Genomic DNA, 15,033 nt, shown 5'->3' with positions numbered 1-15,033 from the left:
ACATGAGCGATTTGAACAAACTGGGTCTGGCCGAGGCACGCGATGCCCTGCGTTCCGGTGACGTCACATCTGTCGAGTTGACCGACGCCTGCCTGAAAGCCATTGACGAGGCAGATGCGCTGAACGCCTTTGTCCACAAGACACCCGAACTTGCGATGGAGCGGGCCAAGGCCGCGGATGAGCGTATCCAGCGTGGCGACGCACCGTCGATGTGTGGCCTGCCGATCGGTATCAAGGATCTGTTTTGCACCAAGGGTGTGCCGTCGCAAGCGGCGTCGAAAATCCTGGAAGGGTTCAAGCCGGAATACGAATCCACTGTTTCTCAGCAACTGGCCGATGCAGGCGCGGTGATGCTGGGTAAACTGAACATGGACGAATTCGCCATGGGATCGTCCAACGAAACCTCGACCTATGGCAATGCGGTCAGCCCGTGGCGCCGTGGCAACGATGATGCACAACTGACACCGGGCGGCTCGTCTGGCGGGTCTGCATCTGCCGTGGCTGCTGATTTGTGCCTGGCTGCGACAGGTACCGACACCGGAGGCTCGATCCGCCAGCCTGCGGCCTTCGTTGGCATCACGGGCATCAAACCCACCTATGGTCGTTGCTCGCGGTGGGGCATCGTCGCCTTTGCGTCCTCGCTGGATCAGGCAGGACCAATGACCAAGAACGTACGTGATGCAGCGATCATGCTGGAAACCATGTGCGGGCATGACCCCAAGGATTCGACCAGTGCCGAACTGTCCGTCCCGAATTTCGAGGCCATGCTGACCGGTGACATCAAGGGCAAGAAGATCGGTATCCCGAAAGAGTACCGTATGGACGGCATGCCCGCCGAGATCGAAAAACTCTGGGCCGATGGCGCAGCGATGCTGAAAGCTGCGGGTGCCGAGATTGTCGACATCTCGCTTCCGCACACCAAATACGCACTGCCCGCCTATTACGTGATTGCCCCGGCCGAGGCGTCTTCGAACCTCGCCCGTTATGACGGTGTTCGCTATGGCCGCCGCGCCCAGCTGGCGCAGGGCGATGGCATCACCGAGATGTACGAAAAGACCCGCGCCGAAGGCTTTGGCCCCGAGGTGCAGCGCCGCGTGATGGTCGGCACATATGTGCTGTCCGCAGGTTTCTATGACGCCTATTACAATCGCGCGCGCCGGGTCCGGACATTGATCAAGAAAGACTTCGAAGACGTGTTTGCCGCAGGTATCGATGCCATTCTGACACCGGCAACCCCTTCGGCGGCTTTCGGTCTGGGTGAAATGACCGAGGCGGACCCTGTTCAAATGTATTTGAACGACGTCTTTACAGTTACCGTGAACCTCGCTGGCTTGCCCGGTATCTCGGTCCCCGCAGGGCTGGATGCGCAAGGTCTTCCCTTGGGGTTGCAGCTGATCGGGCGCCCGTGGGAAGAAGGTGACTTGCTCAACACCGCTTATGCGCTGGAAAACGCAGCCGGATTTGTGGCCAAGCCCGGCAAATGGTGGTAAGCCTTCGGGCAACTGGATTTCTGAAAACGGAGCCAAACAATGCGTGTTTTGCTTTTGGTCCCGGCCCTGACACTGGCTGCGGCTTGCACCAATGTCGCGCCGTTGACCAGCACGGGTTTCAACACGCCTGAATATCAGGCGCAGCGCGAGGCTCAATTGGCGGGCCAGGGTGGGGCGATCAATCCTCTGCTGGCTCCGGTCGATGTTTCCCAGCAACCGTTGGGCACGTCGGGAGCATCGACCTTTGCAACGGGTGAGAATGCGGACATCGCCAACCAGACTGCCGCTGCGTTGGCCAGCACGTCTGGGCAATCCGCGGTCCCCGTGTCGCCGACTTCCGGCTCCAGCAGCAGTGCGATCTCTGACGAGCAGGACTTCGCAGCCGTGTCCGAGAGGCGCAGCATCCAATCCGATGCCGCCCGGATTGAGCAAAACCGCCAGACCTACGAAGTCGTCGCGCCAACCGCCGTGCCCGAGCGCACGGCGAGCGGCCAGCCGAATATCGTACAATATGCGCTGAGCACCTCCAACCCGGTGGGCACGCAACTCTACAGCCGCTCTGGTTTCAACCTGCAAGCCAAGGCACAGCGGAACTGTGCGCAATTCCCGTCACCGGATCAGGCTCAGATCGAATTCCTGTCCAACGGCGGTCCGCAACGTGACCGCAAGGGGCTGGACCCGGACGGCGACGGCTATGCCTGTGGCTGGGACCCCAGCCCGTTCCGCAGTGCCGTTAACAACTGACGCCCTGGCGCCGATCTGGCACCCGTCTCCGAATTTCGGCAAGCGCCGGGGCGGGCTGGTGCCATCCTTGATCGTGATCCACTATACTGCCATGGGCGGTGCGCAGGCGGCTCTGGATCGCCTATGCGACCCGGCTTCCGAGGTTTCGGCTCATTACCTGATCGGGTGCGATGGCACCCTTTGGCAAATGGTGCGGGAAGAAGATCGCGCCTGGCATGCCGGGGCAGGGGAATGGGACGGCAAGGACGACATAAACTCGCGCTCGGTTGGGATCGAACTGGATAACACCGGGACACATCCGTTTTCGCAGCCGCAATTGGTGGTGCTGGAACAGTTGTTGCCCCTGATCATGACCCGCTGGTCCATTACTCCGTCCGGAGTTATCGGACATTCCGACATGGCGCCCGGGCGCAAATCCGACCCTGGGCCGCGCTTTGACTGGAGCAGGCTCGAAAAGCAGGCGCTGGCCAAACCGCGCGGCACAGGAGTTGATCCGATGTCACCCAACGCAGAAGCTTTTCGCACCTCTGCTCGGATGGCAGGTTTCACCGCCCCCGTGGACGATGCAAAACTGCTGGCCGCTGTCCGATTGCGATTTCGACCCTGGGCGAAAGGTCCGCTGGACATGGCGGATATGAATGCGCTCACCCCGTCGGACACAACAACCTGATCCGCTCTTCATCTGGCCAAAAATATCCCGGGGTTGAATTGGCCGCAGGCCAAGAAGGGGCTGGCCCCTTCTCGAACCCGTCAGCTCTTGACGCCGCAGACCACAAAGCCTACCCAGCCCAGGCGCGGAGGGCCGGATGGCCGCTGGGGCCTATGCCCGAGAGGAAAGTCCGGACTCCACAAGACAACGGTGCCGGGTAACGCCCGGGCGGGGCAACCCGACGGAAAGCGCCACAGAAATCAGACCGCCCGGAACCTTGGTTCAGGGTAAGGGTGAAACGGTGGGGTAAGAGCCCACCGCGCCGCTGGCAACAGGGGCGGCACGGCAAGCCCCACCGGGAGCAATGCCAAATAGGGTCCCCGCGCGGGCCGGTCGGCGCAAGCCGATACCGCCGCTAGGCACGTCTTGGCCGAGAGGGACCGGGTTGGCAGCTTGAGCCGCGCAGCAATGCACGGCCTAGAGGAATGGTCATCGAAGGGGGCAACCCCGGAACAAGATCCGGCTTACAGGCCCTCCGCGCGTATCCTGTTATCCTCCGGGCGGCGTGTATGTCCCCGTCAATCTTGCGGCCTTCTCAGCAACCGAAACGAACTCGTCCGCGGTCCAGGCCCGAACCGTTTCTATGTTCGTGACCGCACCTGATGCCGCGACTGCCATGCCAACCGCCACAGCATCTGTTCCGTCTGGCGCTTCGCTGATCACGACCACGTCATTGCTGCCGGTTGTCATGTAAAAGGACAGCAGTCGGCCGCCGACTTTCTCCAGCAGTGCTTTCACCGGGCCGGTGCGGTTCTCGGGCTTTTGCAACATGCCTTTGACGCCAGCTTGCGAGTAAGTTGCGTAGGTAATGAAAACAGGCATTGGTACCTCCGTTTTAACGAGAATTCACAGGGCCTTTCAGTCAGCCGACCCCGAGAGCCGTCTTACGTCAGATGCCGGAGATCAACGGTGCCACGATGTGCCAAAGACCTGCGCCGATAAGCACCACACCTGACACCGGCACCAGCCACCGGGCTGTCGGCAGCAGTTTTTCCAGTGCCACGTAAGCGGCAATGCCAACAATCCAGTAGAGGTTCATGATTCCACCGACGAAAAGAAGCAGCATCAACGCCCAGCAACAGCCCAGGCAATACGTGCCGTGCAGAGCTCCGGTTCTGAGCGCGCCGAAGGGGCCGGGCCGGTTGTGATCGGCAAGAAACCTTGCAGGGCTTTGGCAGTGACGAAGGCACGCATTCTTCAAACTTGAAAACTGATAGAATCCGGCAGCCAGCAGAACACATCCCGCGAACTGGCCAGAGCGAATAGTCATCATCGGCCCGCTCGACAGCCCGATTTGTTCCAACCCCCACTGCAATGCCGTTGCAGTCAGGCTGAACGTACCCCAGGTCACCAGATAGCCCAGCAGGAAGCACAGGCTGAACGTTGCGGCGCGCTCTTTCTCAGGACCCATGCGCTTTGTCGCCGCAAACAAAAGCACGGCTGGCGCGGCACTTGGGGTCATCATGGCAATCATCATGATCCACCACATCAGGAAAATGAGCAGAGCATAGCCGAAGCTCCAGGCGGTTGCAGAACCCATCTGCATGGGCTCTCCAACCGGGCCTGCCATGCGAGTCATTTCGACCGCAGACATTTTCATCCCGACGCCGGCAACTGTGTACCAGGCGGCTGCAAGAATGATCAGAAGGACGCTGCCCAACACGATTGCATTGTCCTGCCTCAACAGCCGCTCAATCGCCCCGACAGGGGCTGCCGCACTCTGTCTGGTCATGAGAAAGTCTCCGGCTACGCGCCCAGAACACCGTGACCAGAGAGGTTCAGATGTGCGAGATGGGCGTGCGTGGCATCAAAGGTAAGGCTGATTTCGCCGCCCTTTGTTTTGGCCGACCCCGAGGCGGCCTCGGCGTGGCGGTACTCAAAGCCGTTCGGCAGCTGGATCGATGCCCTGTGCGCAGCGCCCGATACGATATGAGGAATCGGACTGACCTCGACGTCGAAGACCCCCGGAACCTTGGCATAGCCGCTGCGATCATCGCGGTTCCAGTTCAATTCGATCGGGACAAAAAGCGTATCATATTTCGTCGGGGCCATCGCGCTGTAGACGTACCACATGGTTGCCATTTCATCGGTGTCTTCACCGGTCATGATGGCCTGCAATGCTGCGCGCTGTTCGGCTGTAGCACTTTCGTCAATAATCAGTTGCATCTGACCATTGCCTTCGTGGATCGGTCCCGGCCAGTGATAAACACCTGCTGCCCGCAAACCGGCCAGATCAGTATCGCCATAATGTCCGCTTTCGATGTCGAAAACGACCACAGCCTCGCAATTGCCATGAGAAGGAAGAACGCTGAACTGGCAGGGGCAACCGAAGTTGCAATTACAATTGGCCAGTTCTTCGCCCTGAATAACCCATTCTGTCATGATAGCCCCCCAAGAAAAGCTGCGTCAAACAACACTGCTCCGCGCGGGCATTACCTGTTCACACTGCCTTGGTCGTCGAGCCTGAAGTTGGCCTCTTGGACGTACCAGTTGCGGCAAACCTATCACGATATCGTGATATGTACAAACTAACTCACCGCCCATTGGTCCTCATCGGCTTGGAAATTCAGTCCGGAATCCCGTGGGGGTTGAACGTGGTATTCGCCTTTGCGTTCCTTTGATAGAATTGGGGCATATTTTGAAAAACCGGGAGAATTGTCATGAGCTTTATGAAGACACTTGCGTCCGTTGCCGTTGGATTCGCGGCCGCGAAGGGGCTAGAAAAATACCAGAAAATGGGCGGAATGGCTGGCTTGCAGGACATGATGCAAGGCGCAGGTGGTGGCCTTGGTATGGAACAGCTCGGCAAGATGGCCGAACAGTTCGGCCTTCCCGGAGGTGCGACAGGCCTTCAGGACATGATGGGTAAGATGGGGTTGGGGGGCAGTTCCGCCGGTGCCGCCGGTCTTGGCGGGCTTTTGAATGCGATGCAGGGGGCGGCCAGAACGGGCAGTCAGCAGACCACCGACATGATGGAGACCGTGTTTGGTGAAACACCAGCGGGGGCTGCGATGGAAGCTCAGGCCAAGCTCATGTTGCGGGCAATGATCCAGGCGGCCAAGGCAGACGGCGAGCTGGACGAGCACGAGAAAGAAACGATCCTCGGAGAGTTGGGCGATGACATCAGTGACGAGGAACGCGCTTTCGTGCAGGAGCAACTGAACGCACCCGTCGATGTCATGGGCCTAGCAGCTGATTCTGGAGCACCTCTCAGAACGCAGATTTATGCGACGTCTCTGGCGGCAATACGGTTGGACAACGATCGCGAGGCCGCATATTTGCGGCAATTGTCCACTGCGCTGGGTCTTTCGGACAGTGAAAGAGACCAGATTCACAGCTATATGGGTGCACCAACGTTACCGGGTTAAATCTGTGCCCGATTCCTGGGCTGGGTTGTCCGATTGGCCTTGACATGCACAGCGTAGCGCGTAAAAGCGCACGCTCATAGGAATTCAACCGAAAGGCCCCTGCCTTTCCGGACGCAGGAGATAACCATGGCGAAGCCGACGACAATCAAGATCCGTCTGAACTCGACCGCGGGCACGGGCCACTTCTACGTGACCAAAAAGAACGCGCGCACCATGACCGAGAAAATGACCATTCGTAAATACGATCCGGTCGTTCGGAAGCATGTCGAGTACAAGGAAGGCAAGATCAAGTAATCTTTCCGTTCCATTTGGACTTTCCAAAAAGGCTCTGCTTGGCAGAGCCTTTTTTTTGTGCTGAATTCCGGTGGTTGGTTGCCAAGAACGTCAAAATAACCATCTCGGGCCGTTGCAGGAGCGCATCAGCCACCGATGCAATCGCATTGGCTGTGGCTTGCTTTTTGTGCCGACCTGCAAGTACGCTTGAGCAAACCGCCACAAAATGTTGACCGCCATGAAAAAAATCTTGTTATCCACAATAGCCGTTCTGACTTTGGCGGCTTGTGAAGACCCGTTCAACCGTGAAGGTGTCGGGTTTACCGGAATCGATGGCGAACCCCGCACGATTTCCGACGTCCCCGGAGCCGTTGCTTTTTTGCCGCCTGAAACGAATGTCCCGGCTGAGCTGGCAGAACTTCAGACCGTTACTCTATTGGCTGATGAAGTGGACCCCTCCAAGGTGGCAGCCGTTGCTATCGATAATGGCGGGCGGACGCCGGACAATGCGGTCCAGCTACAGGGCAGCGATACGAACCTGTTCCTGAGCACCGTCAGCGTCAACGGAACCTTGTTTGGTGTCCTTCGCACGCCGACGAACAGTGTAAAGGTCGACAACTCGATCGGTGTTGGTTTTGCGCAAGAGGCCGAGCGTTTTACCGGGTGCCTGCCTGCTGGTGATGTGTTCCGCAAAGGCACGTCCGAGCGTAGTTCGGGCTTTGCGGTGCCGTTGAACTGCAGCTAAATCTCATACCTTCTGATGTATCAAGCCCCCGCCGATCTGGTGGGGGCTTTTTCTTGTCTGGGTACGCGCGGACGCCAAAGCTTTGTCTGGAAGGACTTGTGCATCGGGCAAGCGCGATCATCAGTTGGTTCTAAACGAAAAAAGGCCGGTCTGACGACCGGCCTTTATCCCTTACATTGGTTTGCAATTACTCGCGGTTACCCAAGAATTGCAGCAGGAACATGAACAGGTTGATGAAATCCAGGTACAGGTTCAACGCGCCCATGATAGCGGCCTTGCCCAGCCATTCCTGATCGCCACTATGGGCCATTTGCAAGTATGTGTTCTTGATATTCTGGGTGTCATAGGCGGTCAGGCCCGCGAAGATCAGAACGCCGATGGCCGAGATTGCAAAGGCAACCGCCGAAGACGCCAGAAAGATGTTCACAACCATCGCGACGATCAGGCCGATCAGGCCCATCATCAGGAAAGTGCCCATGGCGGACAAGTCTTTCTTGGTTGTGTAACCATACAGGGAAAGGCCCGCGAACGCGATTGCGGTGATCAGGAAGACCTGAATGACCGACTCACCGGTGAAAACAAGGAAAATCCAGCTGATCGAAACGCCCATCACCGCTGCAAAAACGTAGAACACCAGCTGTGCGGCGGCCGCCGACATACGGTTGATCCCGGCGCTGAAGCCGAAGACAAACAGCAGGGGTGCAAACATGATGACCCAGCGCAGGGGCGATGCGTAAATGCTATAGCCCAGCGATGTCAGATAGGTATCGGCATTCAACTGTGCCGCCGCGGCTGACGGATCGCTAGTGGTTGCCAGGCCCGCGATGGCCCAGGCTGCTGCGAATGTGATCAGCATGCCTACGGACATAGTGCCATAGACTTTGTTCATATGGGCGCGCAGGCCCTCATCAATCTCGGCAGCGCGCGCGCCGGCCGCCGTCCGGATCGTGTCGAATTGTGCCATCAAAGGGTCTCCCTTTACATAATTATGCAGCCCCCGGCTGTGCGGGAAGCGTTCTAGGCAAATATCGGCAACTCAGGGCTGTGTTTCAAGTATTTACCGCGGAAAACCAACTAATTTACGCAACAAAAGTGGCGATCCGTAACAAGTGACCGCCACTCATGAACTAAAGATTTGTATTTGCATCATTTCTGCCAGAAATCCGGCGCGTCCCAGACGAAGCGTCTGGCTTCGGCATCGGCCTCTGATCTGGAGATTCCGATGTCCTGAAGGGCGCGATTATCAAGTTGCGCCAGCTGGCGGCGTTGACGCTTCAGGGAAACAGCGCGCCTGATAATAGTGCTGAGTGATTGCTTTTTCTGCTTGCAAGGGTGATGAATGGCAATTTGGGTCATATTTATTGTCCTTTCGTTTTTTGTCGATGGTTTCGCTTGTCGTCATCAATTTCCTTGATTGATATGGGGGAGTATGACATATTTTGAAAACGAATATTTTTGATGAAACCCATAAGGAATTGTGAATATGCGAAATCTGGACATCACAACCCTGCGCTCATTTGTTGCTGTGGCAGATCAGGGTGGAGTGACACGCGCTGCCGGGTTCCTGCATCTGACGCAATCTGCGGTCTCGATGCAGTTGAAACGGCTGGAGGAGTTGCTTGGCCTGCAGTTGCTGGACCGCAGTGGCAGAACGATTGCCCTGACCGCGTCCGGTGAACAATTGCTGGCTTATGCGCGCCGCATGATCGCATTGAATGATGAGGTCATCTCGAAACTGACCGATCAGGCCTTTGAAGGTGAGGTGGTGTTGGGGGTTCCTCACGACATAGTTTACCCGGCCATCCCCAGGGTCCTGCAACGATTCAACGCGGATTTCCCGCGGGTCAGAGTTCAGCTGGTGTCGTCTTATTCCTTGCAGTTGAAAGAGATGTACCAACGCGGTGAATGTGACGTGATCCTGACCACGGAGCCGTCGTCGGTGGATGGTGCGGAAACCATTGCAGAGCTGCCCTTGCGCTGGATAGGTGCACCGGGCGGGTCAGCCTGGCGCAAGCGTCCGCTACCTTTGGCACTTGGACGTCGCTGCTTGTTTCGACCACAGGTGATATCCGCGCTGGATGCAGCCGGTATTCCCTGGGAGTTGTCGGTGGAAACTGAAAACGACCGCACAATCGAGGCCACGGTCAGTGCTGATCTGGCAGTGTATGCGGCATTGGAAGGTACTGAAGCCGCACATCTTGAGCAGATCGAAGGCGGCGGTGCGCTACCGGACCTGCCTGCGCATATGATCAACCTGTATGGTGGCGAGCCGGGTCGAGACGCGGTTGTCGAAGCACTGGCGCAGTTGGTGCGTCAGAACTTCCGCCTGCTTGCGGGAACGCAACTGCGTGCCGTGGTGGGTTGATTGCGGTCAGGGGGTGATCACGATTTTGCCCGTCGATTTCCGCTCTTTCAGCAACCGCATGCCCTGCGCGACCTCATCAAGAGGCAAGACGTGGCTAATGTGCGGATTGATACGGCCCTCGGCGTGCCAGCGGAAAAGGGTGCCAAAGCTTTCGCGCACGGCTTCCGGTCGGAACTTCAAATACCCGCCAATGTAAAAGCCGATCACGGTCAGGTTCTTGACCAGCAGATGATTGGCGGGGATTTGCGGAACATCTCCCCCGGCAAATCCGATGGGCAGCAGGCGGCCTTCGGGGTTGGTGGCGCGAAAGGCCGCCTTGAACACATCGCCGCCGATTGCGTCATAAACGACATCCGCGCCGCCAAGCGATCTGACCCGATCCCTCAGATCCTCTGAGGCATCAATCAGGTGGTCGGCCCCTGCGGCGCGTGCAACGGCCAGCTTTTCGAGGCCGCGGGCCTGTGCGATGACGGTGGCGCCCATGAGCTTGCCGATTTCAACTGCGGTCAGCCCGACACCGCCCGCTGCGCCGGTAACCAGAAGCGTCTCGCTGGGTTGCAGTCGGGCGCGGTGGTCAAGCGCCATGTGGCTGGTGCCATAGGCAATCTGGATCGCAGCGGCGTCTTCGAAACGGGTCGTGCCCGGCAACGGGATCGCGCGATCGGCATCGAATACGCCAAATTCTGCGAGCCCTCCCTGACCGGAATAGACGGCAATCCGGTCGCCTAGTTTCAGGGTGGACACACCTGGACCTATGGCATCCACGACACCGGCGATTTCCATACCCAAAGTAAACGGTGCAGGCGGTGTATCCTGATACGTGCCTTTCTGCATCAACAGATCAGCGAAATTCAAACCGCAGGCTTTGATCGCAACCCGCACCTGACCTTCACCCGGTTCGGGTTTCGGTACATCGCACAGCTGGGCAACTGCCCCGTCAGATCGAATACAATAGGCCTTCATTTGGCTCCTCACGTGTTTGGGGCATAGGCACGTGGGCTGTGCAAGATGTCAATTCCTTATGCGCGGCGCCCCGAAACGACTGAAAATCTGTCGCATGTCCGACCGGGCCACGCGAAAAGCGGGCAGGGCATTTGACGCATACAACCACAGCCCTTGTGAGGGGGGATCGATTCAACCAGCTTGAAAAAAAATTCAAAACGGGCAATATAGACTATCAGTGCTGGTAACGGGGGACGGCACAGTCCGGATCAGGGGGCGTTTAAGGGGAGCCCTCTTGGTATTGCGATATCGGACGTCGCACGATCCCGTACAAATGTGTGTAGTAGAGGAGAATACCAATGACTCATCACGTCGATGTTCATGTGGGCAAGCGCGTTCGGCATCGCCGCTGGCTGATTGGGATGACCCAGCAACAGTTGGCGCAGCAAGTTGGTATCAAGTTCCAGCAGATCCAGAAATATGAGACCGGAGCCAACCGAATCAGCGCGTCGCGCCTGTGGGACATTGCCGAGGCATTGGACGTTCCGGTCAGCTTCTTCTTCGAAGGATTGGAAGAAGCCCAGAAAAGCAGCTCGGAAAAGAAATCTGTTCCAGCTGATCTGATGGGCGATAAAGAAGCCTTGGATCTTGTCCGCTCTTACTACGCAATTCCGGAAAACCAGCGCCGCCGCCTGTTTGAACTTGCACGTGTCCTCAGCGACGTCGCCTGATCAGACCGGCTTGACTTTGCCAGGTAATGCCCGCACCAGAGTGCCATGCATCCGGCGAGTTTAAGCGACATTGAAATTGCAGAAGAAATGGCCGAAGCGGCACGCGCGGCCATTCTTCCTTTTTTTCGTCAGACCAATCTGGAAACTGCGAACAAGCTGACCGATGGGTTCGACCCCGTCACCGTGGCGGACCGGGCCGCCGAAAAAGCCATGCGAGAGGTTCTGTCCCGGTTGCGCCCCGAAGATGGCGTGTTGGGTGAAGAATACGGTGCGCACAAAGGCAGCAGCGGCCGAACCTGGGTCTTGGACCCCATCGACGGGACGCGCGGGTTTATCAGTGGTACACCAACCTGGGGCGTTCTGATCGCGCTCAGCACAGCAGATGGGCCGATCATGGGGGTGATTGATCAGCCCTACATTGGCGAACGCTTTGTCGGATCGACTGCTGGTGCGCAGCTTAAAGGGCCGCTGGGGACCAGTAAGCTGCAAACACGGGGGACGAAATCTCTGGCGCAAGCGACGCTGTTCACCACTTTTCCTGAAGTCGGCACCCCGGATGACCGGGCCGGGTTTCAGGCCGTATCGGAACAGGTGCAACTGACCCGGTATGGAATGGACTGCTACGCTTATGCCTTGTTGGCAGCTGGGCAGGCGGATCTGGTGATCGAAGCAGGGCTGAACTCGTATGATATTCAGGCCCCTATTGCGGTTATTCAGGCGGCCGGTGGAATTGTGACCGACTGGCAAGGCGGCCCGGCGCATGAGGGCGGTCGTGCATTGGCCGCAGCCAACGCAGAGATTCATGCAGAGGCGCTTCAGATCCTGCGTCGGTTCTGAAACCTGTTGTCGCAGATCCCGATGGCGGGTACATACTACACAGTCGGTTCTTGAGCCCGTTTTCCACCGACCTTCGCACTCCTTGCAAGAGACGGGCAGATTCAGGAGCGCGACATGACAGAAATCCTACTCAAAAATGCTGACCTGATCCTGACGATGGACGAGTCCCGGCAGGAACTCCCCGGGGCTGACATTTTGATCCGCGACGGCCAGATCGACGGGATCGGGCACGGATTGCAGGCACAAGGCGAGGTTCACGATGTTTCGGGCTGTCTGGTGACACCCGGGCTGGTGAACACTCATCACCATCTTTACCAAACGTTGACCCGCGCGGTGCCGGGCGGGCAGGACGCATTGCTGTTCGGGTGGCTTCAGACACTCTATCCGATTTGGGCGAAGTTCGGTCCAGACGAGATGTTCACCTCGGCCCAGATCGGTTTGGCAGAGCTGGCACTGTCAGGCTGTACGCTCAGTTCTGATCACCTGTACCTCTACCCCAATGGTTCGCGGCTGGAGGATACGATTGCTGCCGCATCCGAGTTGGGGATTCGATTTCACCCAACACGCGGCGCGATGAGCATTGGTGAAAGCGGTGGCGGCCTGCCACCGGACAGTCTGGTTGAAGAAGAAACAGCCATACTGGACGACATGATCCGTGTCGTGGATGCGTTTCACGATCCGTCAGAAGGATCGATGTGCCGCGTAGGTCTGGCCCCGTGTTCACCGTTTTCCGTCAGCCGGGACCTGATGCGAGATGCAGCCCTTCTGGCACGGGACAAAGGTGTGATGTTGCATACGCATCTGGCTGAAAACGATGAAGATATCGCCTATTCACAGGCTCAGTTCGGTTGTCGGCCCGGTCAATACGCCGAAGATCTGGGTTGGACTGGCCCGGATGTGTGGCACGCCCATTGTGTCAAGTTGGACGGGGCCGAGATTGATCTGTTTTCACGTACGAAAACTGGTGTCGCTCATTGCCCATGTTCGAACTGCCGACTGGGATCAGGCATCGCGCCGGTGCGGGCGATGCGCGATGCGGGGGTAAAGGTGGGTCTCGGCGCTGATGGTTCGGCCAGTAATGACAACGGCAATCTGATGCTTGAGGCTAGGCAGGCGCTGCTGTTGCAGCGGGTGGTCAATGGGGCAGATGCGATGTCGGCCCGTGAAGCGTTGGAGATTGCGACACGTGGCGGGGCCGATGTGCTGGGGCGTCCCGATTGCGGGCGGCTTATGCCGGGAAAACGTGCGGATGTCGCTGTTTGGGATATGCGCAGTATCGAAAGCGCAGGCAGTTGGGACCCGGCAGCTCTGCTTCTTGCAGGTCCGATGCAGGTAAAGCACCTGTTTGTCGAAGGCCGCCAGATCGTGCGGGATGGGCATATCACGACGATTGACCTGCCCCGCGTGATTGAGCGTCAAAACAGTCTTGCCAAGGAGTTGCAGGCCTAGGCGGCCTGCCGCCCACCGATCCAGACCTCGGCCACAGCCCGATCATCACCCATCATGATGGTAGGGAAGATGGCCTCCCAAACATCGTTTGCACAAGCCTCGCGCTGGGCTATGGCCGGGGTCGAGGCGAGATCAATCACGACCAGATCCGCCTCCATTCCCGGCGCAATGTTGCCGATGCAATCATCCATCCGCAGGCTGCGCGCCGACCCGACCGTACCCAGCCACAGCAATTGCGCCGGATGCAGGGGTCGCCCACGCAACTGACCTATTTCATAGGCGGCAGCCATGGTGCGCAGCATTGAAAAACTTGATCCGCCACCGGTATCTGTTGCCAAACCGATCCGGTGGCCATCATGGATCAAGCCGTTCATGTCGAACAGACCCGACCCTATGAAGGTGTTCGAGGTGGGGCAGTGGATCAGTGACGCATCAACCTCGCTCAGACGATCGCGTTCCCGATCTTCCAGATGGATGACATGCCCATAAAGTCCGTTCTGCCCCAGCAGCCCGAACTTTTCGTAAGTGTCCAGATAGTCCCGGGCATCGGGGAACAGGGAGCGGACCCACTCGATTTCGTCTGTCTGCTCGCTCAGGTGTGTTTGCATCAGGCAATGGGGATGTTCCGCCCAAAGCGCGCCCATGGCCTCAAGCTGTTCAGGAGTGGACGTAGGCGAAAACCGGGGCGTGATGGCATAAGACAGGCGGTCGACACGGTGCCATTTCTCAAGCAGCGCGGCAGATTGGTCATAGGCTGTATGGGCCGTGTCACGCAGACCTTCAGGCGCATTGCGGTCCATGCAGGTCTTGCCCGCGACCACACGTTGTCCCCGTTGCTGCGCGGCAGTGAAAAAGGCATCCACGCTTTCGGGGTGGATTGTGCAAAAACTGCACATCGTCGTTGTGCCATGGGCGGCAGTCAGATCCAGATAACGGTTGGCGATTTCAGAGGCGTATTCAGGATCACCAAACTTCATCTCTTCGGGGAAGGTGTAGGTGTTCAGCCAGTCGATCAACCGCTTCCCCCAACTGGCGATCATGGCCGTCTGCGGGTAGTGCACATGCGGGTCAACGAAACCCGCGATGATCAGGTGATTGCTATGGTCCTTGATGACGGCATCAGGGTGACGCCGCATCAGCGCATCAGACGCTCCGACATCAGCAACGCGCCCTTTGTCAATCACGACGGCCTCGTCCAGCCGGGTCGCTTCGGTTGGCTCTCCGTCAAAGGGTGAGCCTGTGAAACTCAGAACGTGCCCTTTCAAAAGCGTCTTTTGCGCCATTTGCCCTGTTCTCCACCTGTTTGGGACCGCGCTGTAGCATAGGCAGACGAAAGAAGTGGGTAAATCGGCGCATTGTCATTGTTTTCTGGTAGCTGCT

Annotated in this window: 17 protein-coding genes and 1 other RNA gene; 11 read left to right on the top strand and 7 right to left on the bottom strand. The window is 58.1% G+C overall.

Going from position 1 to position 15,033, the window contains the following annotated elements; all coding sequences use genetic code 11:
• Nucleotides 1–2 precede the first annotated feature (2 nt).
• The 4 genes from gatA (at nt 3) to rnpB (ending at nt 3,426) form a co-directional block, all read left to right on the top strand.
• Nucleotides 3–1,490 carry an Asp-tRNA(Asn)/Glu-tRNA(Gln) amidotransferase subunit GatA gene (gene gatA / locus I9182_RS08380; protein ID WP_209597905.1) on the top strand — a complete coding sequence of 496 codons (1,488 nt, stop codon included), beginning with the start codon at nt 3–5 and terminating at the stop codon, nt 1,488–1,490.
• Nucleotides 1,491–1,529: 39 nt separating this feature from the next.
• Nucleotides 1,530–2,234: a hypothetical protein gene (locus I9182_RS08375; RefSeq protein WP_209597903.1), complete on the top strand. Its 705-nt coding sequence runs from the start codon at nt 1,530–1,532 to the stop codon at nt 2,232–2,234.
• Nucleotides 2,185–2,904, top strand: a complete 720-nt coding sequence (locus tag I9182_RS08370; RefSeq protein ID WP_209597901.1) for an N-acetylmuramoyl-L-alanine amidase — start codon at nt 2,185–2,187, stop codon at nt 2,902–2,904. The genes I9182_RS08375 and I9182_RS08370 overlap by 50 nt, the downstream gene beginning before the upstream one ends.
• 124 nt (nt 2,905–3,028) lie before the next feature.
• Nucleotides 3,029–3,426, top strand: an RNA gene (rnpB, locus tag I9182_RS08365) — RNase P RNA component class A.
• Between the two features lie 6 nt (nt 3,427–3,432).
• On the opposite strand, the gene I9182_RS08360 is transcribed toward rnpB, so the two are convergent.
• The 3 genes from I9182_RS08360 to I9182_RS08350 all read right to left on the bottom strand — a co-directional run bounded on the left by I9182_RS08360 (nt 3,433) and on the right by I9182_RS08350 (nt 5,325).
• On the bottom strand, nt 3,433–3,765 hold the full coding sequence (locus I9182_RS08360; RefSeq protein ID WP_209597899.1) for a GYD domain-containing protein: 333 nt from the start codon (nt 3,763–3,765) through the stop codon (nt 3,433–3,435).
• A gap of 67 nt (nt 3,766–3,832) precedes the next feature.
• Entirely contained in the window at nt 3,833–4,675 is an 843-nt protein-coding gene (locus I9182_RS08355; RefSeq protein WP_209597897.1) for a DUF2182 domain-containing protein, read from the bottom strand.
• 14 nt (nt 4,676–4,689) lie between these two features.
• Nucleotides 4,690–5,325: a DUF1326 domain-containing protein gene (locus I9182_RS08350; protein ID WP_209597895.1), complete on the bottom strand. Its 636-nt coding sequence runs from the start codon at nt 5,323–5,325 to the stop codon at nt 4,690–4,692.
• A 278-nt stretch (nt 5,326–5,603) separates the two neighbouring features.
• Here I9182_RS08350 and I9182_RS08345 point away from each other — a divergent pair, with 278 nt between their 5' ends.
• From I9182_RS08345 to I9182_RS08335, 3 genes are all read left to right on the top strand, one after another.
• Complete coding sequence (locus I9182_RS08345) at nt 5,604–6,311, top strand: DUF533 domain-containing protein (protein WP_209504620.1); 708 nt, start codon at nt 5,604–5,606, stop codon at nt 6,309–6,311.
• A gap of 126 nt (nt 6,312–6,437) precedes the next feature.
• Nucleotides 6,438–6,605 carry a 50S ribosomal protein L33 gene (gene rpmG / locus I9182_RS08340; protein ID WP_037309480.1) on the top strand — a complete coding sequence of 56 codons (168 nt, stop codon included), beginning with the start codon at nt 6,438–6,440 and terminating at the stop codon, nt 6,603–6,605.
• Nucleotides 6,606–6,822: 217 nt separating this feature from the next.
• Nucleotides 6,823–7,329 (top strand): hypothetical protein, encoded by a 507-nt coding sequence (locus I9182_RS08335; protein WP_209504619.1) that lies wholly within the window; start codon nt 6,823–6,825, stop codon nt 7,327–7,329.
• Nucleotides 7,330–7,516: 187 nt separating this feature from the next.
• On the opposite strand, the gene I9182_RS08330 is transcribed toward I9182_RS08335, so the two are convergent.
• The gene (locus I9182_RS08330; RefSeq protein ID WP_209504618.1) at nt 7,517–8,293 is read right to left on the bottom strand and encodes a Bax inhibitor-1/YccA family protein; all 777 of its coding nucleotides are present in this window, start codon (nt 8,291–8,293) and stop codon (nt 7,517–7,519) included.
• Between the two features lie 182 nt (nt 8,294–8,475).
• Nucleotides 8,476–8,685 carry a DUF1127 domain-containing protein gene (locus tag I9182_RS08325; RefSeq protein ID WP_209597893.1) on the bottom strand — a complete coding sequence of 70 codons (210 nt, stop codon included), beginning with the start codon at nt 8,683–8,685 and terminating at the stop codon, nt 8,476–8,478.
• A gap of 127 nt (nt 8,686–8,812) precedes the next feature.
• On the opposite strand from I9182_RS08325, the gene I9182_RS08320 reads away from it, so the two are divergent.
• A complete protein-coding gene (locus I9182_RS08320) occupies nt 8,813–9,694 on the top strand; it encodes a LysR family transcriptional regulator (RefSeq protein ID WP_209597892.1) in 882 nt (293 codons plus the stop codon).
• Nucleotides 9,695–9,700: 6 nt separating this feature from the next.
• On the opposite strand, the gene I9182_RS08315 is transcribed toward I9182_RS08320, so the two are convergent.
• Nucleotides 9,701–10,657, bottom strand: a complete 957-nt coding sequence (locus I9182_RS08315; protein WP_209597890.1) for an NADPH:quinone oxidoreductase family protein — start codon at nt 10,655–10,657, stop codon at nt 9,701–9,703.
• A gap of 338 nt (nt 10,658–10,995) precedes the next feature.
• Here I9182_RS08315 and I9182_RS08310 point away from each other — a divergent pair, with 338 nt between their 5' ends.
• The 3 genes from I9182_RS08310 (at nt 10,996) to I9182_RS08300 (ending at nt 13,653) form a co-directional block, all read left to right on the top strand.
• Entirely contained in the window at nt 10,996–11,367 is a 372-nt protein-coding gene (locus I9182_RS08310; protein WP_209504614.1) for a helix-turn-helix transcriptional regulator, read from the top strand.
• A 45-nt stretch (nt 11,368–11,412) separates the two neighbouring features.
• A complete protein-coding gene (gene hisN, locus I9182_RS08305) occupies nt 11,413–12,204 on the top strand; it encodes a histidinol-phosphatase (RefSeq protein WP_209504613.1) in 792 nt (263 codons plus the stop codon).
• Nucleotides 12,205–12,318: 114 nt separating this feature from the next.
• A complete protein-coding gene (locus I9182_RS08300; protein WP_209597888.1) occupies nt 12,319–13,653 on the top strand; it encodes an 8-oxoguanine deaminase in 1,335 nt (444 codons plus the stop codon).
• Here the strand turns inward: I9182_RS08300 and guaD are convergent.
• On the bottom strand, nt 13,650–14,936 hold the full coding sequence (guaD, locus tag I9182_RS08295) for a guanine deaminase (RefSeq protein ID WP_209597886.1): 1,287 nt from the start codon (nt 14,934–14,936) through the stop codon (nt 13,650–13,652). The two genes, I9182_RS08300 and guaD, sit on opposite strands and share 4 nt — an antisense overlap.
• Nucleotides 14,937–15,033: the final 97 nt, after the last annotated feature.

The sequence above is a fragment of the Ruegeria sp. HKCCSP351 genome, from assembly GCF_017872535.1.
Taxonomy (GTDB): domain Bacteria; phylum Pseudomonadota; class Alphaproteobacteria; order Rhodobacterales; family Rhodobacteraceae; genus Ruegeria.
The sequence above is the reverse complement of the archived record's forward strand: the minus strand, read 5'-3'. Positions and strand labels throughout refer to the sequence as shown.